We start from the raw sequence: 21,118 nt of genomic DNA, 5'->3' as shown, positions 1-21,118 counted from the left end.
TCTCCTCGCAGACCTCATCTCGTGGAGACCGACTCGTCGGCCGCGTCGACCGGAGCCGCGGCATCCGCCCGGTGCAGCGTCTCGGGCAGCACGGAGATGCCGATCAGTCCGATGACGCTCAGGCCGACGAGGTAGCCGGCGACCAGCCAGGGAGCGCCGCCGGAGAGGCCGACGAGCGCGGTGGCGACCAGCGGGGCGGTGCCGCCGACGAGGGCGGCCGGGATCTCGCGCGAGATCGCGATGCCGCTCCAGCGCATGCGGGTGGGGAAGAGCTCCGCCAGCATCGCCGCGGACACGCCGATCGTCGCCCCCTGCACGATGGCCAGACCGAGGATCAGGCCGAGTGCGACCAGTACCGAGTTCTCGGTCTGGAAGAGCATGAACATCGGGAACGCGAAGGCGATCGCGAAGATCGCCGCGCCGATGAGCACGGGCTTGCGGCCGATGCGGTCGGCGAGACGCCCGAACCCGAGGGTGGCGGGGATGGTGAGCAACTCCGCGACGATGAGGCCGATGAGAGCGTGCGTGGGGTTCACCGAGAGCGTGCCGGTCGTGTACGAGATCGAGAACGTCTGCACGACGTAGACCCAGGGCAGGGCGAACACGAACAGCGCCATGCCGGCGAGCAGGGTGCGCCAGTGCGAGCGGACCGCCGTGACCAGCGGCGCACGCGTCACCTCGCCATCGCGCTCGGCGGCCTCGAACGCCGCGGTCTCCTTGACGCGCAGGCGGAAGTACAGCGCGAAGGCCACGATCACGATGCTCGCGATGAACGGGATGCGCCATCCCCAGGCCTGGAACTGCTCGACCGGCAGCAGGCTGATGAGGGCGAAGGTGGCGGTGGCGAGTGCCATGCCCACGTAGACGGATGCTCCGGGGAAACCCGCGATGAAGGCTCGGTTGCGCGTGTCGGACGACTCGCTCGCCATCGTCATCGCGCCGGCGAACTCCGCACCCGCGCCGGCGCCCTGGAAGAGGCGCAGGACGATCAACAGGATGGGTGCCCAGATGCCGATGGTCTCGGCGGTCGGCAGCAGGCCGATGAGGGTCGTCGCGATGCCCATCATGAGGAGCGTGGCCAGGAGGGTGCCCTTGCGGCCGATCCGGTCTCCGAAGTGCGCGAACACGAGGCCGCCGATCGGGCGGGCGCCGAAGCCGACGGCGAACGTCGCGAATGCCCCCAGCAGGCCGGCGAAGTCGCCGCCGCCCGGGAAGAACAGCGGCGCGAAGACCAGAGCCGATGCGAGTCCGTAGAGGGTGAAGTCGTACCACTCGATGATGGTTCCGACCGAGCTTCCGATGACGGCCCGTCGGCGTTGTGCGCGGGGGTCCAGACCGGGGCGATCGATGTCGTCGGCGATGTCGATGTCCATGGCACTCCTGTGTGTCGAGGTGGAGGTCCGCGCGCCGACGTCCGTCGGTGGGCGCGCGAACCTCACTCAGGCTAGACAGATCGTCCACAGGTCTTCATGTGCCCAGGGCACAGGGTCGGACGCTCGAAATGAGTGCTCCGCACATGCGCGGCGTCCAGCGCGGCCGGTCGGTGATAGCAGCATTCAGTCGTGCGTTCAATGGCTCCCGGGAGATCGCGCCGGGGTGGAACCATCGGAGCATGGATGCCGCAGTCGTGGTCGAGGTCCCCGCGGGGCATGACGAGGCGCTGCTGCGGAAGCTCGTAGAGGCTGCGGCAGGCGGGGATCAGGAGGCCATCGCCCAGGTGTACGACCTCACCTGCGTTCCGGTTCTGCGTCTCATCCGCGACGTCGTCGACGACCCGACGGTCAGCGATGAAGCCCTTCAGTCGACATACCTCGAGATATGGCGTCGCGCGCACGAGGGCGCTTCGACGCGGGGGTCCGTGATCGGGTGGATCTCGGACATCGCTTACGCGGAGTCGGTGGCCCGGCGCGCTCCGGGGGCCTGGCGCCCGTTGCCGGATGAGCAGCGCCGATGCCTCGCGCTCGCACACTACTTCGGTCTCTCCCAGGTCGAGATCGCATCGGTGACCGGCACGACCCTCGCGATCGTTCGCGCGCTGACGCGCGCCGCGCTCACGAACATTCGGGGCGAGTCCGGCCCCGAGCGCATCGCCGACCTCGCCAGCTGACGGTCTGCCGGACCGACCGACCGGCCGACGAGGGACTCGTTACCGCGCCGTCGCGCTCACCCGGGGCCGCGTGAGACGCGGCACCAGCACCGGCGTGCTGTCGCGGTAGGCGATGTAGTCGGCGCGATCGCCCCACTTCTTCTCGGCGCGCGCCTCGAGCAGCGGGATGCCGCTGACCCGCGTGAGCAGCAGGATCACGAACAGCGGCGAGAGCACGGCGACCCACTGCCACCCGGTGAGCACCGGCGCGGCGGTGATGAAGACTCCCACCCAGATCACGATCTCACCGAAGTAGTTGGGGTGGCGCGACCGCGACCACAGGCCGGTGCGGATGAACTCGTCCCGATTGCGCGGGTCCTTCCGGAACGCCGACTTCTGGGCGTCGGCGACGATCTCGACCACCATGCCGAGAGCCCACACGACGACCCCGACGATGCTCAGCCATCCGAGGGGCGGCCGGGCCGCGGCATCCGTGCTGATCGCGATCCACGCGGCCGCCGCCGTCAACGACACCCACGCGCCCTGGATCACCCACACCTGCAGGAAGCGCAGCGGCGAGCCCTTGATCTCGTCGAATCGGCCGTCCGATCCCGCCTTGTGCACGCGCATGGCGAGGAACGAGCCGAGGCGCGCGGCCCACAGCATCACCATGCCCGCGAGGATCCAGCTGCGCGCGTCGGGCATCGGCGTCAGCAGCACGAGAACCACGGAGATCACGAAGAAGGTAGCGCTGCCGGTGAGGTCGAAGAAGCGCTCGGTGCGCAGGAGGAATGCGGGGATGAAAGCGAGGATCTGGATGACGAACGCCGCCGCGACCGCGACCGCGAACAGCGGGATGCCGCCGACGGATGCGCCGTTCTGACTACCGGCGAGTGCGACGAGCGCGCCGATGACGAGGGCGGCGACGATCGCGATCAGCGAGGTGCGCGAGGAGCGGGTGTTCGTGGGCGTCGGCGACGACATGGCGTTCTTTCCGTTTCGCAGGGGGGTTCAGAGGTAGAGGTCGTTGACGGTGACGGCTGCGCGATCGAGCACGACGTTCCGCTTGAGCTTCATGGTGGGGGTGACGAGTTCGCGGTCGTCGAGGTCGGCGAGCACGACGCTGAAGCGGCGCACCTGCTCGCTGTGCGCCACGAGTGCGTTGGCGGCGTCGACGGCGCGCTGCAGGTGGGCGCGCAGCGCTGGATCGGCGACCGTGCGGATGTCGTCGATCGGACCCGAGGGGAGGGCGATGCCTTCGGCGGATGCCCAGGCCCGCGTCTGCTCGGGATCGAGGAGCAGCAGTGCCGACAGGTAGGGCTTTCCCTCGCCGACCATCACCGCATGCGAGACCAGCGGATCGGCTTCGACCGTGCTTTCCCAGCGGGTCGGCACGACGGTCTTGCCGTTCGAGGTGACGATCACGTCTTTGAGCCGACCCTCCAGGAACAGTCGGCCCTGGTCGTCGAGTCGCCCGAGGTCGCCGGTGCGGAAGAACCCGTCGATGAAGGCATCCGCGTCGTGGGCCGGATTGCGGTACCCGTCGAAGACGCCGACTCCACGGGCGAGGACTTCGCCCTCGTCGCTGATGCGCACGGTGAGTCCGGGCAGGGGCGTGCCGACGCTGCCCGAGGCGATGAGGCCCGGCAGGTTGCCGGTGAGCGGCGCCGTCGTCTCGGTCAGCCCGTACCCCTCGATGACGGGCACGCCGAGGCCGCGGAAGAAGAGCGAGAGCTCGGGGTCGAGCGCGGCTCCGCCCGAGAGGATGTAGCCGACCCGCCCGCCCATCACGGTGCGGAGGCGGCGGTAGAAGAGGGCGTCGAAGAAACGGTGGCGCAGACGGAGTCCGCGGCGGTTCGGGATTCTCCGACGCGCGTCGATCCGCTCGGCGCGGCGGCCCCAGGCGACGGCCGTCTCGTGAGCCTTCTCCCAGACACGACTCAGGCCCTTGTCCGCAGCCTTCGTGGCGGCGGCCGCCTGGATCTTCTCCAGCACGCGCGGCACGACGACCAGGAACGTCGGGCGCAGCGTGTCGAGGGTCGAGACGACCGTGGACGGGTCGGAGAGGTGCGCGATGCGCATGCCGCTGGCCAGGCAGATCAGCTGGAGTCCGCGGGCCAGCACGTGGGCGAGCGGCAGGAAGATGACGGTGTTGCCGTTCTCGTTCACGATCTCGCGGTACGCGGCGGCGATGTTGAGCACCTGACCGAGGAAGTTCCGATGCGAGAGCACGACGCCCTTGGGTTCGCCCGTGGTGCCCGAGGTGTAGACGATGGTCGCGGGGGCGTCCTGCGTGGCGTGCGTTCGGCGTGCCTCGACTTCGTCATCGGCGACGTCGGTGCCCGACGCGACCAGGTCGTCGAGGGTTCCGGATGCCGCGGCTCCGGGGCCGGAATCGTGCGGGGTGTCGGCATCCATCGTCCACGCGCCGAGCGTCGGTGCGTCGGCGTGCGCGAGCGCCGCCTGCAGAAGCTCGGCGTGCGCCGGGGTGCCGCCGATCGCGAGGCGCACACCGGCGTCGGCGACGATCGCGTTCACCTGCGAGGGTGACGACGTCTCGTAGATCGGCACGACGACGGCGCCGGCGAACCAGGTGGCGAGGTCGGCGACGGCCCACTCGTAGCGCGTCGGCGCCATGATCGCGATCGGATCGCCGGTGCGGATGCCGCGGGCGATGAACCCCTTCGCGAGGGCCCGTACCTCGTTCGCGAACTCCCGGGTGGTGACCGGCTGCCAGCCGCCGTTGCGGTCGACCTCGAAGGCGACGTGATCGGGGGCATCCGCTTCGCGCCGGACCAGCAGGTCGGTGACGTTGCGGTAGCCGTCGAGGGCGGCGAGGGGTGGGGTCGACGACTCGATCATCGGGGCTCCTCTCGGTCTGCGGGCGCGCCGGAGCCGCCCATCGGGTGCTGTTCGGAGCCGGTGGGGATTCGGATGGGACGGAAAAACCCCCGGGTGTGTCCCGGGGGTTCGAGTGGAGGGGCTGACGGGAATCGAACCCGCGCTGTCTGCTTGGGAAGCAGAAGTTCTACCATTGAACTACAGCCCCGAACCCCGCATCCTCGCGGAACGGGGTGACGCCAGCCTACCTGCCGCCCGGCCCGCGACCAAAGCGCTCACGCGGCTCGCCGGATCCGCGCCATGATGTCGGTATGGGCAGTGTCGTCGGGGAGCTTCTCCCGTTCGCGCTCGGCATCGCGATCAGTCCGCTGCCGATCATCGTCGTCATCCTCACCCTGCTGAGCCCGAAGGCGCGCACGAGCAGCCTCGGGTTCCTGATCGGGTGGATCGTCGGCATCCTGGTGGTGATCGGGGTGCTCACGGCGCTGTCGACCTTCCTGCCCGACCGCGACGACTCCGAACCCGGTGTTCCGGCGGGCCTCGCCAAGCTGGTGGTCGGCGTGCTGCTCGTGGTGCTCGCGGTGGGCCAGTGGCGCAAGCGCCCGAAGCCCGGTGAGGAGCCGAAGCTGCCGGGATGGATGCAGAAGGTCGACGCGTTCGACTTCGCCGCGGCGCTGCGGTTCGGCCTCTTCCTCTCGGCCGTGAACCCCAAGACCTACATCTTCAGCCTCAGCGTCGCCATCGACCTCGGCGTCTCCGACCTCGAGGGCACCGAGCTGCTCGTGCCGATCGTGGTGTTCGCGGTGATCGCGGCATCCACCGTGCTCGTCCCCGTCGTCGCCTACGCGATCGCCGCCGACCGCCTGCGCGCACCGCTCGCGGCGCTGCACGTGTGGCTCAGCCGCGAGAACAACACCATCATGTGCGTGCTGTTCCTGGTGCTCGGCTTCTCGGCGGTCGGCAGCAGTATCGGCATCCTCTGGCCGTAGCGGATGCGGGGCGCGATGCGTCATGACGAGAGGCGCACCCCCGGCTGATGCCGGAGGTGCGCCTCTCGTGTTCTCCTGCTGTTCAGTAGAGCTTGGTGATGAGCCTCACCTGGCGAGCTGGCTCCTGGGTCACTTCAATCGACAACGTGGTCGATCGATCGGAGATCCTGCATTTTGCGGCCGAGAAGTTCGAGGTCTTTCCTTTGCAGAGCACCTTGCCGCGGTCCAGGTCGACCACACGGTAGTTGTACGGAGGAAGGATGAAGTTGCTGGAGGTCGAGATGATCAGAGTTCTCGTGGCGGATCCCTTGTACTTCATCGCTACGCGTTGCTTGCACACGGATGTCCCGATGTAGCAGTAGGTCGTCTTGGTCTTTGCCGTCGCGGCATCCGCCGCCTGTGGCACGGCGATCGATCCGCCAGCCAGCACGAGTGCGGCGAGCGCGAGCGCCTGCCAGCGGCTGACTTTCTTCTTCGTGTTCGTGAGCATAGGTCTCTCCGGTCTTCATCAATCGGGGATAGCGGGCTCGGCGAGCCCGCTGACTGTGTGACGTCGTCGGAGGTGGAATCGGTCGTCGCGTACGGGCATACCTTCCGTTCACCTCTTCGAGGCTTATGAAACGCACCTCGGGCCGACGAAGAAGCGCACCTTCGGAGGGGGATCCGGAGGCGCGCTTCTTCGAGGTCACGTCGGAGCGATCACCGCAGAACGACGATCTTCTCCTCCACGCCCCACTTGTTCTCGATGGTGATCTTGACGCGTCCGGTGTACGTGCCGAACCAGCAGCTCTTGCTGCCCGCGTTGGGAGCGATGTCGCCCTTGCAGAGCAGGCGCCCGCCGGGAGTGCGGACCGTGTACCGGTGCGAGCCCTGGTTCGAGTCGGTGGAGAGCCGGAACTTCACACTCTTCTTCGCGTTCACGTACGTCGCGCACTGGTCCGTGGAGAACCACTTCGCACAGGTCGCGGTCTGTGTATAGGCGCTCGCCGCCTGCGGCGCAGCCACGGTTCCACCCGCCACCACGAGGGCGGCCAGTGCGATCGCGGCCCAACGGTTCTTCTTCGTCTTCATCGACATGTTTCTTCTCCAGTCATCATTGATGGATGACGCACCCGGGGGAGCGCGTCATAAGTCCAGACGGTCGAGATTCCCGAATCGGTCGTCGGATACGGGCATACTTCGTGGACGTGAACGGAGGTGTCGATTTCATCGGTGAGGCGACGGACGCGAGCATCCATCGCCTCACCGATGACGAGGGCCTTCAGGGATTCAGCCATCTCGTGCCGGGGGCAGGTGCGGCGGCATACGTCCCGCCTCGATCAGAGGCAGAAGATCGGTTAGCTCTCGTCGTCCTCGATGGTGACGCTGAAGTTGGGGTGCCAACCTTGCGCCACCGTCACTCGGACCCGCCCTATGTAGCCCTTGAGGTTGCAACGCGGATACTTTTCCCAATACGTCGCCGTTCGCCCGCTGCAGAGGAGTTTTCCGCCTGCGGTTCGCACCGTGTATTTGTGCGCGATTTCGTACTTCCCCCTTGTCGCGATGGTCAGAACCGGCCTGGTCGTGTTCATCGCCACGATGCACACCCGAGAGCCGGGACAGCTCTTATGTCCCCACGCCGCATCCGCGGCCTGCGGCACGGCGACCGAGCCTGCGATCATCAGACCGGCGAGCAGGACTGCTTGCCACCGGCCTTTCCTCTTCTTCTTCTTCGTTTTCGTTTCCTGCAGTGTGCTGCTCTGAACAGGCGTCGACATGTTCTTCGTCTCCGGTCTTCACTCATCGATGGACGACGCACTCAACGGAGTGCGCCACAAGGCTTGACGGTCGAGATTCCCGATTCGGTCGTCGAATGCGGGCATACTTCGTGAGCGCGAACCATGCGGCAACTAGGCTGAACCCGTGCTTCTCAGCGATCGCGACATCAGGGCAGAACTCGCTTCCGGCAAGATCGGGCTCTCGCCGCACGACCCGGCGATGGTGCAACCGTCGAGCGTCGACGTGCGGCTCGACCGGTACTTCCGGCTGTTCGACAACCACAAGTACCCCTTCATCGATCCCTCGGTCGATCAGCCCGAGCTCACCCGCCTGATCGAGGTCGACCCCGACGAGCCGTTCATCCTGCACCCGGGCGAGTTCGCACTCGGAGCGACGTTCGAGCAGGTCAGCCTGGCCGACGACGTCGCCGCCCGCCTCGAGGGCAAGTCGTCGCTCGGACGCCTCGGCCTCATCACCCACTCCACCGCCGGGTTCATCGACCCGGGCTTCACCGGACACGTCACTCTCGAACTCGCCAACGTCGCGACCCTGCCCATCAAGCTGTGGCCGGGCATGAAGATCGGACAGCTCTGCTTCTTCCGCCTGACCTCGCCCGCCGAGAACCCCTACGGCTCCGGCCCCTACGGCAACCGGTACCAGGGACAGCGGGGGCCGACGGCATCCCGTTCCTTCCAGAATTTCCATCGCACAGACGTCGGCGTCACAGACGTCGGAGCCCTCGGAGGCTGACATGACCAGCGACAGCATCACCCCGCCCGACCCCGACAAGCGCGAGAACGGCGAGGCGGATGCCGTCGTCCCGCCGCCTCCCGTCTTCGACGATGCGGCGGCCGCCGCGGTCGTGCCGCCGCCCCCGGTCTTCGACGACAATCGGGCCGACATCGTCGTGCCCCCGCCGCCCGCGTTCGACGGTCCGCTGACCGGGTCGGTTCCACCGCTGTCGGCGTCCACCGACGACATCGTTCCCCCGCCTCCTGCCTTCGAGGGAACGACCGGTGACGCTGTGGTCCCTCCACCGCCGACGTTCGACGGAGATGCCGTGAGTGCTCCGGCATCCGCATCGCTGCGTCGTCGTACCCCACCCGCGTCGGTGCCCGCCGTCGTTCCCGACGCCGCGTCGACGGCACCCGAACCCGACCCGGCATTCGTGGCGCCCGAGGTTCCGGCATCCGGCGGGTATCGGGCGTGGACCGTCGCGATCTTCAGCATTCTCGTGCTGCTGCTCGCCGGCGCGATCGCCCTCGTCATCTACCTCGCGACGAGCACGACCCTGAACATCCCAGGCTTCGACGATGCTTCGTCCGCCCACGGATCGAGCACCCTCGTGGCCGCGGCGCCGGTGTCCGGCGCCGACGCTCTGCCGATCTGAGCGTTCATAGCTCCGGAGAAACGGGACGCGAAGGCCCGGAAACCCGGACTTCGGGGGTTTCGGCGGGCGGTTGTGAGGAGTTGTGAACGGGGAGCGTGGCACTAACTCAGGACGGACGCCATGAATCGGCGCCGTTTCGGCCGATTCGACGGGTGTGAGCGCCATTTTTCCTGAGTTGGGTACAGGGGCACGACGAGAGAGGGGCGGATGCCGAAGCATCCGCCCCTCTCTCGATGGGGTGACTCGGGTCAGGCGTCGCGTCCGCGGCTGAAGCCGGCGTCGAAGCCGCGCTCGTAGGCGTGCTGCGCCAGGCGAGCGGCGCGGTGCTGACCGTGCCCGCGGTGGTCTCCGTGGGCGTGGGGTCCGTGACCGCGCTCGCCGTGGGAGCCGTGGCCGCAGTCCGCGTCGGAGCCGGAGCCGTGTCGGGGGCCGAAGCCGTGACGGGGTCCGAAGTCGCGCTCGCCGTCGGCATCCGGTCCGAAGCCGTGCTCCGGGCCGAAGCCGCGACCGGGGCCGAAACCGCGACCGGGGCCGAAGCCGGGGCCGAAGCCGCGACCCGGGCCGAATCCGGGGCCGAAACCGTGACGGCGGCCGAAGCCGTGCCGCGGGCCGGCGTGCTTTCCGAAGCGTCCGTGGGGGCCGAAGCCGTGGCGGCGCGACCGGGGGAGAGGGGTCTCCTCGTCCCACCCGAAGGCGCGGGCGATCTTCTCGAGCGAGGCGAGGGTGGTGGCGAGTTCGTCTTCGGAGACGGCCCCCGTGACCTTCGCGCGGATGCCGTCGACGATCGCGCCGAGGCGGTCCTTCGCTGCGCGTCCGTCGTCGGTGAGCGTCCAGCCGTCGCCGTCGGCGATGACCCAGCCGCGCTCGACGAGGCGATGCAGCTTGTGCTCGTTCAGGGGGCGTCGCGCCGGCATCGTGCCATCGACGACGTTGAGGAGTCGCCAGTCACGGCGACCGACCTCATCGCTCTCGCGGTCGAAGGCGGCGGCGAACTCGGCCGCCATGAGGCGGTCGACGGCCTTCAGCCAGTAGCCGAAGGGGCGGGCGGTGTTCTCGGGGTTCTGTTCAGAGGTGTTCATGGGTTGCGTCCTTTTGCATGTCAGGGTGCACATGTATGTCACTGTGCATGTACATGTAGTGTGACATGCGATGTGAATGCATGTCAAGTCGCATGTAAAATCGATGTGTGAGCACCGAAGAGATCGACCCCGCCGAAGCGATCGCCCAGGCCCTGTCCCGTCTGCGCGGACGTCGGCCGGGAGACCGCGGCGACCGCGGGGGGCCCCACGATCACGGTCACGGCGGTCCGCACGGCTGGCACGGCGGACCGCGCGGCGGAGAGCGCGGAGGGCCGTTCGGCCACGGGCACCCCGGCATGCCGCCGTGGATGGGCGATCCCTCCGGCCGCCTCGGCGGACCCGCGCGCATGCGGATGCTCGAAGCCCTCGCCGCGGCATCCGCACCGCTCAGCGTGAGCGAGCTCGGCGCGGCGATCGGTGTCGACCAGCCGCGCGCCTCGCGGCTCGTGCAGCAGGGTGTCGACCACGGATTCCTGCGGCGCGAAGCCGATCCCGATGACGCCCGTCGCACGCGCATCGCACTCACCGACGAGGGGCGCAGCCTCGCCCGCGGCGTGCGGGGCGAGCGGCGTCAGCTGCTCAGTGGCGCGCTCGCCGCGTTCACCGACGAGGAGCGCGCCGAGCTGGCCCGTCTTCTCAACAAGCTCGCCGACAACTGGCAGCGCTAGCCCGAGGGGCTCCGATCAGCGCGGCGCCTTGACCGGCAGCAGCAGCAGGAAGCCGACGATCAGCACGATCATGATGCCCAGGATGCCGAAGGCGGTCTGCGCCGTGAGCACGATCAGCAGCGTCCAGGCGCCCGAGGCCATCCAGCTCGCCGCGCGACCGGTCGTCGCGTAGAGGCCGAAGATCTCGCCCTCGCGTCCGGCCGGGGTGACCCGGGCGAGGAACGAACGCGCGGCGGCCTGCGCCGGTCCGACGAACGCGCAGAGGATGAGTCCGCCGATCCAGAACACCATCGCCCCGCCGTCGCGCAGCAGGAAGACCGCGAGTCCGGCGACGATCATCGAGCCGATCGACACGAGGATGATGCGCTTGGGGCCGACGCGGTCGTCGAGGCGCCCGGCGAGGATCGTCGAGACCCCGGCGATGAGGTTCGCGGCGATGCCGAAGATGATGATGTCGTCGGTCTCGAACCGGAAGACCGCGGTGCCGATGATCGCCCCGAACGCGAACACTCCGCCGAGGCCGTCGCGGAAGACGGCGCTCGAGAGCAGATACCAGAAGGTCGGGCGCGTCTCGGGGTCGCGGTAGAGACCGGCGACGTCCTTCACGAGCAGCACGTAGGAGCGGAAGAACCCGACCTTGCGCTCGGGGCGGCCGAGCGAGGGCTCGGGCACGTTGAGGAAGATCGGGATGCTGAACACGATCGCCCACACTGCGCAGCCGACCGCGATCAGGCGGTAGACGAGACCGTTGTCGGTCGGCATCCCGAACCAGTCGACCGCATTCAACGCCACCACGATCGCGAGGGCGATGATGCCGCCGAGATATCCGAAGCCCCAGCCGAGACCCGAGATGCGTCCGACGTTCTGGGGGTTCGCGATGCCGATGAGCATCGCGTTGGAGTTGACAGCCGCGATCTCCTGGAAGACCGTCGCCGCCGAGATCAGCGCCACACCCAGCCAGAACAGGCTCGGCGTCGGCTCGACGAACCACAGCCCCAGCATGCACAGGATCAGGGCGCCGGTGCCGATGCCCAACCAGAGCTTCTGTCGCCCCGCGGCATCCGCTCGCTGACCCAGCACGGGAGCGAGCAGCAGGATGCCGAAGGCCGCGATCGTCGACCCCAGGCCGAGGCCCGAGGTCAGGTCGGCCTCGGCCGCCAGCCGCACCGGGTCGTTCTCGTCGAGTGCCGCGATGTCGGCGGGCAGGAACCCTTCGCCCACGAGATAGAGGGCGGTGAAGACGAAGGTCAGGATGACCGTGTTGAAGGGCTGCGTCGCCCAATCCCACAGCGCCCACGAGAAGACCTGCTTCTTGGGGGCCGGTGTCTCGCCGCGCAGCTCGAGGCCGATGACGGCGACGGCGCCGCTGTTCGCCGTGGCGACCGGCTCGGGGACGCCGGGCTGGGATTCGGGTGCGCTCATGAGTCGAAGTCTGGCCGCACCCGGTGAACGGGCGGTGACGGCGCGCCGTGCCGCAGGCCCCGGACGATCGGTCGGATGCCGTGGACGGGCGGTCGGGCGCGCGGCATCCGTGTGCATCAGGCTGGACGCATGACGATCACCTCCCCCGTGCCCACCACCGCATCCGCCCCGGCCGGACGGATGCGCTACGGCGGGCTCATCGTCGTCATGCTCATGAGCTTCCTGCTCGTGACGGCGGAGTTCCTGCCCAACGGCGTGCTCACCGAGATGGCCACCGCGCTCGGCGTGACGCCCGGGCAGGCCGGTCAGACCGTGACGGTCACCGCGCTCGTCGGATTCATCGTCGCCCCGACCATCGGGCTCGTCTTCCCGCGCCTCGACCGCCGGTCGCTGCTGGTGTGGATGGCGCTCGCCGCCGCCGTCTCGAACCTCATCGTGGCGATCGCCCCGAACCTGATCATCGTGCTGCTCGCCCGGTTCCTGCTGGGGGCGGCGATCAGCGCCTTCTGGTCGATGTCGATCACCGTCGCGGCGCGCATCGCAGGCCCCGAGCGCCTCGGCCGCGCCGTGATGTTCACTGCCGCCGGCACCTCGCTCGCGACCGTCGCGGGTGTGCCGCTCGGCGTCATGCTCGCCGAGATCGTCGACTGGCGCACGGTGTTCGCTATCGCGGGCGTCGCCACCGGACTCCTCGCGATCGCCCTGCGCGCACTGCTGCCCTCGGTGCCCGCGGCGCAGGCGTCGAGCATCCGCCTGCTGGTCGACACGGTCCGTCAGCCCGGCATCGGACTCGGTCTGATCGGTCACGTCTTCGTCGTTCTCGGGCACTTCCTCGCCTACACGTACGTGCGGCTCGCGCTCGAGCGCATTCCCGATGCGGATGCCACGACCATCGTCGTGCTGCTCGCGCTGTTCGGCGCCGGAGGTCTGATCGGCAATCTCGTCATCGGTTTCGTGATCGACAAGACCTTCGCGTTCTTCGCCGTGCTCGCGCCCCTGGTGATCGCCGTGTCGGTCGCCTCGATGCTGCTGCTCTCGGGCTCGGTCGTCGGCATCGCGGTCGTCGTGTTCGTGTGGGGCTTCTTCTTCGCCTCGTGGCTGATCGTGGTGAACACGTGGGTCGGGCACCGGATGCCGTCGCGACTGGAGGCCGGTGGAAGCCTGGTGGTCGTCGGATTCCAGGGCGCCATCATGCTCGCGGCCGGACTCGGCGGATTCCTCGTCGACGGAGCCGGGGTCGAGGTCGCCTACGTGCTGGGGGCGTCACTCCTGGTCGTCGGCGCCGTGCTCTTCGGGCTCTCGAACCGCGTGCGCGGCTGAGTGGCGGGCGAAAACCCAGACCGGTCGAGTCTCCCTCGGCGTGTCCGAGGGGGACACGCCGAGCCTTGACCGTGACGTCTCCGTTTTCGCGCGCGAGAGGCTATGCCGAGACCGGCGTGCGGTGGGCCAGGCGCCACGACGACGGCGTCATGCCGGTGCGTCGGCGGAACGCGCGGCTGAACCCCTCGTCGGAGGCGTAGCCCAGAGCGCGCGAGATGTCCGACACCGACCGCCCGGCATCGAGCATCCGCTTGGCCTGATCGACGCGCACCTCGGTGACGTACTCGGCGGGGGAGCGTCCGATCGCGCTGCGGAACCGCTCCGCGAAGGTCGAGCGCGACATCGCGCCGACGCTCGCGAGGCGCTCGACGGTCCAGTCGCGGCCGGGCTCGTCGTGGATCGCGTCGATCACGCGGTCGAGGAACGGGTCGCTCGACGTCCGCAGCCATCCGGCGGGCGCGCAGCCGTTCTCGGCCCACGCACGGATCACCGACAGGAACACGGTGGTCGCCATGAGCTTGCAGATCACCGGATCGGTGCGCCGGAGCGGGAACTGCGTCGGGTCGACGAGCCCCATGCCGGCGGCGAGCGTGGCGGCGGCGGGTTCGAGAGCGTCGAAGCCGGTGACGGTCACGAGATCGGGAAGCAGGGCGAGCAGCGGGGATGCCGCGTCGGCGAGCTCGATGTCGAGCACGATGAGAGTGGTGTCGCCGTCGGCCTCGAGAGCGAAGGGGGAGCCGCCCCGTGTGAGGAAGGCGTCGCCGGAGACCAGGAGATCGCGCGGTGCGCCGGCATCGACCGACACCTCCTGCGAGGAGCGATCGACGTCGAGGCGGCATCCGGCCTGGAGCGGCGGATGCCCCGCCACCCCGCCCTCGGCGACGTAGACGAGCGTCATGGCGTCGGGCATCATCGGCAGCAGCTCGCCCGAGGAGATGGGGACGCGGCGGGCGAAGCCCACGCGGAGGTCGACGGTCGCGAGCACGCGCGCCAGAGCATCCGCATCCACAGTCATGCTTTCGGAAACGCGGTCGTGCCCGGCCTTATTCCGCTCATAGGAGCCGCAGATACCCTGGAACCACCCCCACCCGAGGAGTCCCGTGTTTCGAACGCCCGACCGCCTGTACCGAGTTCTCGCGATCGCGGAGGCGATCACCTGGACCCTCCTGATCGGCGCGATCATCGCCCGCGCCCTCGGTGCCCCGGGCATCGTGGTGACGATCGGCGGGGGCATCCACGGGTTCGTGTTCCTCGCCTACGGGGCGACTGCGCTGCTCGTCGCCGTCAATCAGCGCTGGCACGTCGGGGTCGCGATCCTCGCGGTCGCGAGCGCCGTGGTGCCGTACGCGACGATCCCCATGGAGATCTGGCTGCACCGCACCGGGCGCCTCGCGGGAGCCTGGCGCCTCGAGGCCACCGACGACCCGCGCGACCGCCGCTGGTACGACCGCCTCATGCGCTGGTTCCTGCGTCGGCCGGTCGTGCTCGTGCTCCTGCTGGCTGTGGCGATCGTCGCCCTCTACATGATCCTGCTGATCGCGGGTCCTCCCGGCGGCAAGTGAGCGCGTCCGCAGCCCTCAGGGCGTGACGACGACCGAGTTGGTGTCGGCGATCTCGGCGAGCACCGTGGCGGGGTCGCCGGTCGTGCAGTCGACGATGACGTACAGCCCGACCCCGACCTCGCTGAACGCGCGAGCCGCCACGATCCAGGTGCGGCCGGTGTCCTGGCCGACGACCTGGCGGTTCTCGACCGCGTCGTTGCCGCCGACCTGATAGCTGAACGCACCCGTCGTCGCGTTCGGGGTGATGTCTTCGGGGGATCCTCCGAGGACGGCGGCGATGACGGCATCCGAGGTGGCGCTGTCGTCGCCGGCGACCTGCATGTCGGCACCGATCGTGCCCTGCCAGAAGTGCGCGGTGCAGGAGCCGTCGACCGTGGCGTAGCTCCAGTTGCCCTGCCCGTCGTCGGGCGAGGCCATCTCCCACCCCTCGTCGACGAGCAGTCCGTCGCCCCACTGGATGTAGGCGGTCGACGGGAGGGAGAGACCGTCGTCGAACGACAGCGTGGTCGGGATGCCGTCGGCGGTCGACGTCTCCTCCGGCGCGGGGGTGGTCGTGTCCTCCGCTGCGGGCGCGTCGGCGGGGATCTGGGCGTAGATGCAGCCGCTCAGCGGAAGGAGGGCCGCGGTCACGACGAGGGCGGCGGCGAGACGGGGGAGGGGCATCGAGGGCATACGGGGAGCCTAATCACTCGCGTTCACCTCGCACAGGGGCAGGACTGCCCATGCGGCGTCAGTGCGAGGTCGCGATCCCGAGCCCGTCGTGCACGATGACCGCCGCGACCCGCGCGCCCGCTCCCGCCGCCACGATCAACTGCTGGGGGCCGGGCGCCGCCGCATCGCCCGCCGCGTACAACCCCGCGACGTCGGTGCGCCCGGAGCGATCGGTGAGCAGGTGGCCCGCCGCGTCGCGCGCCGGGTCGATGCCGTCGAGGAAGGGCAGAGAGGCATCCCACTCCGGGCGGACGAACCCGCCCTCGACCGCGACGGAGGTGCCGTCGGCGAGCCGCACGGCCTCGAGCTGCCCGCGGTCGCCGACGAGCTCGACGATCGGATGCCGCTGCACCACCGCTCCGGCGGCGGCGAGTTCGGCCTCCTCCTGCGCGCTCACGACCGAGGCCCCGTTCGTGAACACCGTGAGGCTCTCGGTCCAGCGCGAGATCAGGCGGGCGCGGTCGGCGAGGTCCGTCGTCTCGCCGATCAGGGCGAGTGTGCGCCCCTGCAGCTCCCACGCATCGCAGGCGGCGCAGCTGAACAGGCTCATGCCGTAGAAGCCGCGCAGATCGGGCACCGCGGGGAGCGTCTCGCGCAGGCCGGTCGCGATCAGCACCGCCGGGGCGGATGCCGTTCCCGCGGGCTCGCGGCGGCCGATCTCGGCCGTGAACCCGGCATCCGTCCGGCGCAGCGAGACCACCCGCACCCGTGAGCGGATCTCGACGTTCGGATACGCCGCGAGCTCCGCGCGGGCGAGTCGGCGCAGCTCGTGCGGCGGGATGCCGTCGCGCGTCAGAAATCCGTGCGAGGCGAGTGTGGCGGCGTTGCGCGGCCGGTCGGCGTCGACGACGAGCACCCGGGCGAGGGAGCGGCCGAGGTTGAGGGCGGCCGAGAGCCCGGCGGGGCCGCCGCCGATGATGATCACGTCGTATTCGGTGTGGTCCACAGCATCCTCCTGACCTGCGTTCGTCGCGCACGCGGTCTCGGATGGGATGCGGCTGCGCCGCCCGGGCGACGCCGCCGCGAGCCGCATCGGGTAAGGCTCGCCTTACTTCCATCCTGCCATGCGACTCGGCCGGTGGCCCACATCGCTCTGGGATCAAAGTTGAGCCAGTTCATATCAAGTTTGTTTGACAGTCATCTCGCGTCGATGTACAGTTGAGCCATCGCGACTCAGGTTTCCTGATCGCCGCAGATTTTCAGACCAACCATCGTCAGCAACACAAAGGAGAACAACATGGCACGTGCTGTGGGAATCGACCTCGGTACGACGAACTCCGTCGTCAGCGTCCTCGAGGGCGGCGAGCCGAAGGTCATCGCCAACGCCGAGGGCTTCCGCACCACCCCGTCGGTGGTCGCCTTCACCAAGGACGGCGAGGTGCTCGTCGGTGAGACCGCCAAGCGCCAGGCCGTCACGAACGTCGACCGCACCATCGCGTCGGTCAAGCGTCACATCGGAACCGACTGGACCTTCGACGTCGACGGCAAGAAGTGGACGCCGCAGGAGATCTCCGCGCGCATCCTCATGAAGCTCAAGCGCGACGCCGAGTCGTACCTGGGCGACACGGTGACCGACGCGGTCATCACCGTCCCCGCGTACTTCAACGACGCCGAGCGCCAGGCCACCAAGGAGGCCGGCGAGATCGCGGGCCTCAACGTCCTGCGCATCATCAACGAGCCCACCGCCGCGGCCCTCGCGTACGGCCTCGACAAGGGCAAGGAAGACGAGCTCATCCTGGTCTTCGACCTCGGTGGTGGAACGTTCGACGTCTCGCTGCTCGAAGTGGGCAAGGACGACGACTTCTCGACGATCCAGGTGCGCGCCACGGCCGGTGACAACCGCCTCGGTGGAGACGACTGGGACCAGCGCCTCGTCGACTACCTGATCTCGCAGTTCAAGTCCACGACCGGTGTCGACGTCTCGGGTGACAAGATCGCCCTGCAGCGCCTCAAGGAGGCTGCGGAGCAGGCGAAGAAGGAGCTCTCGTCCTCGACGAGCACCTCGATCAACCTCCCGTACCTCTCGCTCACCGACTCGGGCCCCGTCTCGCTCAGCGAGACCGTCACCCGCGCGAAGTTCGAGGACCTCACGAAGGACCTGCTCGACCGCACCAAGAAGCCCTTCGAGGACGTCATCCGCGAAGCCGGCATCAAGGTCGCCGACATCGACCACATCGTGCTCGTCGGTGGATCGACGCGTATGCCCGCCGTCGCCGAGCTCGTCAAGCGCGAGACCGGCAAGGAAGCGAACAAGGGCGTCAACCCGGACGAGGTCGTCGCCGTCGGCGCCGCTCTGCAGGCCGGTGTCCTGAAGGGCGAGCGCAAGGACGTCCTCCTCATCGACGTGACCCCGCTGAGCCTCGGCATCGAGACCAAGGGCGGCATGATGACGAAGCTCATCGACCGCAACACCGCGATCCCGACCAAGCGCAGCGAGACCTTCACCACGGCCGACGACAACCAGCCGTCCGTCGCGATCCAGGTCTTCCAGGGCGAGCGCGAGTTCACCCGCGACAACAAGCCGCTCGGAACCTTCGAGCTCACCGGAATCGCCCCGGCCCCCCGCGGCATCCCGCAGGTCGAGGTGACCTTCGACATCGACGCCAACGGCATCGTGCACGTGTCCGCCAAGGACAAGGGCACGGGCAAGGAGCAGTCGATGACGATCACCGGCGGCTCGTCGCTGTCGAAGGACGACATCGAGCGCATGGTGCGCGAGGCCGAGGAGAACGCTGCCGAGGACAAGAAGCGCCGTGAGGCCGCCGAGGTCCGCAACCAGGCCGAGACCCTCGCCTACTCGATCGACAAGCTGATCAAGGACAACGAGGACAAGCTCCCCGCCGACGTCAAGGAGTCGGTCCAGGCCGACGTCGACGCCCTCAAGACGGCTCTCGCCGGCGAGGACGATGACGCCGTGAAGACCGCGTTCGACAAGCTCAACGAGTCGCAGACGAAGCTGGGCGAGGCGATCTACGCGCAGTCGCAGGCGGATGCCGCGGCCGGTGCCGCTCCCGAGGGCGACGCTCCTCAGGGTGATGCATCCTCGTCCGACGAGGATGTCATCGACGCCGAGGTCGTCGACGACGAGGACGAGAAGAAGTAATCATGGCTGACAAGGACTTCGAAGAGAACAACGGAGTCGCAGGCGAGGGGTCGGATGCTCAGGCATCCGGCCCCGCGCCGCAGAATCCGGACTCCACCGAGGCCGCAGCGGCCGAGGGCTCGGATGAGACGCCGGTCGACGCGATGGATTCGGTTCCTGAGCCTGTCGAAGGGCTCACGGTCGACGACATCCTCGGCGCGACGCAGACCGGTGAGGCCGCGGCCGAGGACGCCGTGCTCGCCGACCTCGAGTCGACGCTGCTCAACGACCTCAAGCGCCTGCAGGCCGAGTACGCGAACTACCGTCGCCGCACGGAGGAGTCGCGCCAGGTCGAGATCGAGCGCGCGAAGGGCGAGGCCGTCAAGGGCCTGATCCCGGTGCTCGACGATCTCGATCGCGCCAGCCAGCACGGCGACCTCGTCGACGGCACCCCCTTCGCCGTGATCGCCGAGAAGGTGCGCGCGGTCGTGGAGCGCCTCGGCGTCGTCTCGTACGGCGAGAAGGGCGAGGAGTTCGACCCGCAGCGCCACGAGGCCATCTTCCAGCAGCCGACGCCCGGCGTCGACAAGACCACGATCCTCGAGGTCGTCGAGGTGGGATACCGCCTCGGAGACGTCGAGCTGCGTCCTGCGAAGGTCGTCGTCGCCGTACCCGCGGAGTAGGTGATGCATGGCTAGCCAGGATTGGTTCGACAAGGACTTCTACAAGACCCTCGGGGTCTCGAAGGACGTGAGCGAGGCCGACCTCAAGAAGGCCTACCGCAAGCTCGCACGGAAGTACCACCCGGATTCCAACCAGGGTGATGCCAAGGCAGAGGCGACCTTCAAGGAGATCAGCGAGGCGTACTCGGTGCTCTCCGACGCCGAGCAGCGCAAGGAGTACGACGAGATCCGCGCCATGGGCTCGGGCGCCCGCTTCACGGCGGGCGGCTCGGGCGCCGGCGGGTTCGAAGACGTCTTCAGTCGCTTCGGCCAGGGAGGGCGCGGGCAGTCCGCCGACTTCGAGGACATCTTCGCGATGTTCAACCAGGGTCAGGGCGGAGGAGGCTTCGGCAACGGACGCTTCGGGCAGACGAGCGGCGGATTCCGCGGCTTCGGCGGCCCGCAGCGCGGTGCCGATGTCACGGCCCGCACCACCCTCGACTTCGTCACCGCCGTGCAGGGGGAGACGATCTCGCTGCAGGGTGACGACGGCAAGCCGTTCAAGGTGAAGATCCCGGCCGGGGTCGCCGACGGGCAGAAGATCCGTCTGCGCGGCCGCGGTCGGCCTTCGCCGGACGGGGGCGAGAGCGGTGACATCGTGGTGCAGATCACGGTGCGCCCGCATCCCGTCTTCACCCGCGACGGCCTCAACCTGCGCGTCGTGGTGCCGGTGACCTTCACCGAGGCGACGCTCGGCGCGACCATCGAGGTCCCCACGCTGAGCGGAGACGTCGTCAAGCTCCGGGTCGCCCCCGGCACCCCCTCCGGGCGGGTGCTGCGGGTCAAGGGCCGCGGCGTCACGACCGGCAAGGGCACCGGCGATCTGCTCGCCGAGCTGCAGGTGGCCGTGCCGACGCACCTCGACGAGGCGGCGCGCCAGGCGCTCGAGAAGTTCCAGGCCCTGGAGCCGACCGAGAACCCCCGCGCCGAGCTCATGGCGAAGGCGCGGCGATGACGTCCTTCGTCTCGCTCCGCTCGCTCAGGAACCGGGCACTTTCACCGGTCCCTGAGCGAGGAGCGGAGCGACGAGACGAAGGGGCCCGCCATGGACGCTGACACCCCGGTCTTCGCGATCGCCGTCGCGGCCGAGCTCGCGGGCATGCACCCGCAGACGCTGCGCCAGTACGACCGCATCGGCCTGGTCACCCCCGGCCGCACGCGCGGCGGTTCTCGCCGGTACTCGCATCGCGACATCGAGCAGCTCCGTGAGGTCGCCCAGCTGTCGTCCGAGGGGATGAGCCTGCCGGCGATCGCCCGACTGCTCGACCTCGAGGACGAGAATCGGATGCTCCGCCGCCGCATCGCCGACCTCGAGGCCTCTCTGCGTTCCGAGCGCGAGAATCGACCCGGAGTGCGCGTGTTCGCGGCGGGTTCATCCGGTGTGGTGCCGATGCCGTCGGGCCGACGCCTGCGTCGTTCGACCGAAGTGGTGCTCTGGAGCCCGCGCGACGGGCGCAACTGACCTCTCCTCAGCGACCGGTGTGTATC

At 69.0% G+C, this 21,118-nt stretch carries 22 protein-coding genes and 1 tRNA gene; 11 read left to right on the top strand and 12 right to left on the bottom strand.

Features of this window, described 5'->3' with window-relative positions:
- Positions 1–14: 14 nt before the first annotated feature.
- Positions 15–1,373 (bottom strand): MFS transporter, encoded by a 1,359-nt coding sequence (locus tag KV396_RS05175; protein ID WP_247957073.1) that lies wholly within the window; start codon positions 1,371–1,373, stop codon positions 15–17.
- 239 nt (positions 1,374–1,612) lie between these two features.
- On the opposite strand from KV396_RS05175, the gene KV396_RS05170 reads away from it, so the two are divergent.
- The gene (locus KV396_RS05170) at positions 1,613–2,107 is read left to right on the top strand and encodes a sigma factor-like helix-turn-helix DNA-binding protein (RefSeq protein ID WP_247957072.1); all 495 of its coding nucleotides are present in this window, start codon (positions 1,613–1,615) and stop codon (positions 2,105–2,107) included.
- A gap of 39 nt (positions 2,108–2,146) precedes the next feature.
- Here the strand turns inward: KV396_RS05170 and KV396_RS05165 are convergent, their stop codons facing one another.
- The 3 genes from KV396_RS05165 to KV396_RS05155 all read right to left on the bottom strand — a co-directional run bounded on the left by KV396_RS05165 (position 2,147) and on the right by KV396_RS05155 (position 5,135).
- Complete coding sequence (locus KV396_RS05165) at positions 2,147–3,070, bottom strand: DUF1295 domain-containing protein (protein ID WP_247957071.1); 924 nt, start codon at positions 3,068–3,070, stop codon at positions 2,147–2,149.
- 27 nt (positions 3,071–3,097) lie between these two features.
- Entirely contained in the window at positions 3,098–4,948 is a 1,851-nt protein-coding gene (locus tag KV396_RS05160; RefSeq protein ID WP_247957070.1) for an AMP-dependent synthetase/ligase, read from the bottom strand.
- Positions 4,949–5,061: 113 nt separating this feature from the next.
- A tRNA-Gly gene (locus tag KV396_RS05155) sits at positions 5,062–5,135 on the bottom strand.
- Positions 5,136–5,238: 103 nt separating this feature from the next.
- Here KV396_RS05155 and KV396_RS05150 point away from each other — a divergent pair.
- Entirely contained in the window at positions 5,239–5,916 is a 678-nt protein-coding gene (locus KV396_RS05150; protein WP_247957069.1) for a GAP family protein, read from the top strand.
- Positions 5,917–5,998: 82 nt separating this feature from the next.
- Here KV396_RS05150 and KV396_RS05145 read toward each other — a convergent pair whose 3' ends face one another.
- From KV396_RS05145 to KV396_RS05135, 3 genes are all read right to left on the bottom strand, one after another.
- Entirely contained in the window at positions 5,999–6,406 is a 408-nt protein-coding gene (locus KV396_RS05145) for a hypothetical protein (protein ID WP_247957068.1), read from the bottom strand.
- 209 nt (positions 6,407–6,615) lie between these two features.
- Positions 6,616–6,987, bottom strand: coding sequence for a hypothetical protein (locus KV396_RS05140; protein WP_247957067.1), 372 nt, complete (start codon positions 6,985–6,987; stop codon positions 6,616–6,618).
- Between the two features lie 266 nt (positions 6,988–7,253).
- Positions 7,254–7,673: a hypothetical protein gene (locus KV396_RS05135; RefSeq protein WP_247957066.1), complete on the bottom strand. Its 420-nt coding sequence runs from the start codon at positions 7,671–7,673 to the stop codon at positions 7,254–7,256.
- Positions 7,674–7,818: 145 nt separating this feature from the next.
- Here KV396_RS05135 and dcd point away from each other — a divergent pair, with 145 nt between their 5' ends.
- Positions 7,819–8,424 carry a dCTP deaminase gene (gene dcd, locus KV396_RS05130; RefSeq protein WP_247624321.1) on the top strand — a complete coding sequence of 202 codons (606 nt, stop codon included), beginning with the start codon at positions 7,819–7,821 and terminating at the stop codon, positions 8,422–8,424.
- A 1-nt stretch (position 8,425) separates the two neighbouring features.
- Positions 8,426–9,064, top strand: coding sequence for a hypothetical protein (locus KV396_RS05125; RefSeq protein WP_247957065.1), 639 nt, complete (start codon positions 8,426–8,428; stop codon positions 9,062–9,064).
- A gap of 248 nt (positions 9,065–9,312) precedes the next feature.
- On the opposite strand, the gene KV396_RS05120 is transcribed toward KV396_RS05125, so the two are convergent.
- Complete coding sequence (locus tag KV396_RS05120) at positions 9,313–10,143, bottom strand: hypothetical protein (protein WP_247957064.1); 831 nt, start codon at positions 10,141–10,143, stop codon at positions 9,313–9,315.
- 107 nt (positions 10,144–10,250) lie between these two features.
- Between KV396_RS05120 and KV396_RS05115 the strand changes: the two genes are divergently transcribed.
- Positions 10,251–10,811: a MarR family winged helix-turn-helix transcriptional regulator gene (locus tag KV396_RS05115; RefSeq protein ID WP_247957063.1), complete on the top strand. Its 561-nt coding sequence runs from the start codon at positions 10,251–10,253 to the stop codon at positions 10,809–10,811.
- A gap of 15 nt (positions 10,812–10,826) precedes the next feature.
- On the opposite strand, the gene KV396_RS05110 is transcribed toward KV396_RS05115, so the two are convergent.
- The gene (locus KV396_RS05110) at positions 10,827–12,233 is read right to left on the bottom strand and encodes an MFS transporter (protein ID WP_247957062.1); all 1,407 of its coding nucleotides are present in this window, start codon (positions 12,231–12,233) and stop codon (positions 10,827–10,829) included.
- A gap of 129 nt (positions 12,234–12,362) precedes the next feature.
- Here KV396_RS05110 and KV396_RS05105 point away from each other — a divergent pair, with 129 nt between their 5' ends.
- Complete coding sequence (locus KV396_RS05105; RefSeq protein WP_247957061.1) at positions 12,363–13,553, top strand: MFS transporter; 1,191 nt, start codon at positions 12,363–12,365, stop codon at positions 13,551–13,553.
- Between the two features lie 100 nt (positions 13,554–13,653).
- Here the strand turns inward: KV396_RS05105 and KV396_RS05100 are convergent, their stop codons facing one another.
- Positions 13,654–14,568 carry a helix-turn-helix domain-containing protein gene (locus tag KV396_RS05100; protein ID WP_247957060.1) on the bottom strand — a complete coding sequence of 305 codons (915 nt, stop codon included), beginning with the start codon at positions 14,566–14,568 and terminating at the stop codon, positions 13,654–13,656.
- 85 nt (positions 14,569–14,653) lie between these two features.
- Here KV396_RS05100 and KV396_RS05095 point away from each other — a divergent pair, with 85 nt between their 5' ends.
- Positions 14,654–15,115: a DUF3817 domain-containing protein gene (locus KV396_RS05095; RefSeq protein ID WP_247957059.1), complete on the top strand. Its 462-nt coding sequence runs from the start codon at positions 14,654–14,656 to the stop codon at positions 15,113–15,115.
- Positions 15,116–15,130: 15 nt separating this feature from the next.
- Here the strand turns inward: KV396_RS05095 and KV396_RS05090 are convergent, their stop codons facing one another.
- Both KV396_RS05090 and KV396_RS05085 read right to left on the bottom strand, forming a co-directional pair.
- Positions 15,131–15,787, bottom strand: coding sequence for a hypothetical protein (locus tag KV396_RS05090; RefSeq protein WP_247957058.1), 657 nt, complete (start codon positions 15,785–15,787; stop codon positions 15,131–15,133).
- A 58-nt stretch (positions 15,788–15,845) separates the two neighbouring features.
- A complete protein-coding gene (locus tag KV396_RS05085) occupies positions 15,846–16,772 on the bottom strand; it encodes an NAD(P)/FAD-dependent oxidoreductase (protein WP_247957057.1) in 927 nt (308 codons plus the stop codon).
- Positions 16,773–17,063: 291 nt separating this feature from the next.
- Between KV396_RS05085 and dnaK the strand changes: the two genes are divergently transcribed.
- The 4 genes from dnaK to KV396_RS05065 all read left to right on the top strand — a co-directional run bounded on the left by dnaK (position 17,064) and on the right by KV396_RS05065 (position 21,092).
- Complete coding sequence (gene dnaK / locus KV396_RS05080; RefSeq protein WP_247957056.1) at positions 17,064–18,929, top strand: molecular chaperone DnaK; 1,866 nt, start codon at positions 17,064–17,066, stop codon at positions 18,927–18,929.
- Positions 18,930–18,931: 2 nt separating this feature from the next.
- On the top strand, positions 18,932–19,591 hold the full coding sequence (locus KV396_RS05075; protein ID WP_247624333.1) for a nucleotide exchange factor GrpE: 660 nt from the start codon (positions 18,932–18,934) through the stop codon (positions 19,589–19,591).
- Positions 19,592–19,598: 7 nt separating this feature from the next.
- On the top strand, positions 19,599–20,585 hold the full coding sequence (locus tag KV396_RS05070; RefSeq protein ID WP_247957055.1) for a DnaJ C-terminal domain-containing protein: 987 nt from the start codon (positions 19,599–19,601) through the stop codon (positions 20,583–20,585).
- A gap of 90 nt (positions 20,586–20,675) precedes the next feature.
- Positions 20,676–21,092, top strand: a complete 417-nt coding sequence (locus KV396_RS05065; RefSeq protein WP_247624335.1) for a heat shock protein transcriptional repressor HspR — start codon at positions 20,676–20,678, stop codon at positions 21,090–21,092.
- The last annotated feature ends 26 nt before the right edge of the window (positions 21,093–21,118 follow it).

The sequence above is a fragment of the Microbacterium galbinum genome (assembly GCF_023101185.1).
GTDB classification, from domain to species: domain Bacteria; phylum Actinomycetota; class Actinomycetes; order Actinomycetales; family Microbacteriaceae; genus Microbacterium; species Microbacterium galbinum.
The sequence above is the reverse complement of the archived record's forward strand: the minus strand, read 5'-3'. Positions and strand labels throughout refer to the sequence as shown.

Excerpts from the sequence above, each read along its gene's own strand:
- KV396_RS05070 (WP_247957055.1), top strand. The coding sequence starts at position 19,599 with ATGGCTAGCCAGGATTGGTTCGACAAGGACTTCTACAAGACCCTCGGG.
- KV396_RS05145 (WP_247957068.1), bottom strand. The coding sequence starts at position 6,406 with ATGCTCACGAACACGAAGAAGAAAGTCAGCCGCTGGCAGGCGCTCGCG.
- KV396_RS05125 (WP_247957065.1), top strand. The coding sequence starts at position 8,426 with ATGACCAGCGACAGCATCACCCCGCCCGACCCCGACAAGCGCGAGAAC.
- dnaK (WP_247957056.1), top strand. The coding sequence starts at position 17,064 with ATGGCACGTGCTGTGGGAATCGACCTCGGTACGACGAACTCCGTCGTC.
- KV396_RS05090 (WP_247957058.1), bottom strand. The coding sequence starts at position 15,787 with ATGCCCTCGATGCCCCTCCCCCGTCTCGCCGCCGCCCTCGTCGTGACC.
- KV396_RS05150 (WP_247957069.1), top strand. The coding sequence starts at position 5,239 with ATGGGCAGTGTCGTCGGGGAGCTTCTCCCGTTCGCGCTCGGCATCGCG.
- KV396_RS05100 (WP_247957060.1), bottom strand. The coding sequence starts at position 14,568 with ATGACTGTGGATGCGGATGCTCTGGCGCGCGTGCTCGCGACCGTCGAC.
- KV396_RS05160 (WP_247957070.1), bottom strand. The coding sequence starts at position 4,948 with ATGATCGAGTCGTCGACCCCACCCCTCGCCGCCCTCGACGGCTACCGC.
- KV396_RS05075 (WP_247624333.1), top strand. The coding sequence starts at position 18,932 with ATGGCTGACAAGGACTTCGAAGAGAACAACGGAGTCGCAGGCGAGGGG.
- KV396_RS05140 (WP_247957067.1), bottom strand. The coding sequence starts at position 6,987 with ATGAAGACGAAGAAGAACCGTTGGGCCGCGATCGCACTGGCCGCCCTC.
- KV396_RS05170 (WP_247957072.1), top strand. The coding sequence starts at position 1,613 with ATGGATGCCGCAGTCGTGGTCGAGGTCCCCGCGGGGCATGACGAGGCG.
- KV396_RS05105 (WP_247957061.1), top strand. The coding sequence starts at position 12,363 with ATGACGATCACCTCCCCCGTGCCCACCACCGCATCCGCCCCGGCCGGA.
- KV396_RS05135 (WP_247957066.1), bottom strand. The coding sequence starts at position 7,673 with ATGTCGACGCCTGTTCAGAGCAGCACACTGCAGGAAACGAAAACGAAG.
- KV396_RS05175 (WP_247957073.1), bottom strand. The coding sequence starts at position 1,373 with ATGGACATCGACATCGCCGACGACATCGATCGCCCCGGTCTGGACCCC.
- KV396_RS05165 (WP_247957071.1), bottom strand. The coding sequence starts at position 3,070 with ATGTCGTCGCCGACGCCCACGAACACCCGCTCCTCGCGCACCTCGCTG.
- KV396_RS05120 (WP_247957064.1), bottom strand. The coding sequence starts at position 10,143 with ATGAACACCTCTGAACAGAACCCCGAGAACACCGCCCGCCCCTTCGGC.
- KV396_RS05065 (WP_247624335.1), top strand. The coding sequence starts at position 20,676 with ATGGACGCTGACACCCCGGTCTTCGCGATCGCCGTCGCGGCCGAGCTC.
- KV396_RS05110 (WP_247957062.1), bottom strand. The coding sequence starts at position 12,233 with ATGAGCGCACCCGAATCCCAGCCCGGCGTCCCCGAGCCGGTCGCCACG.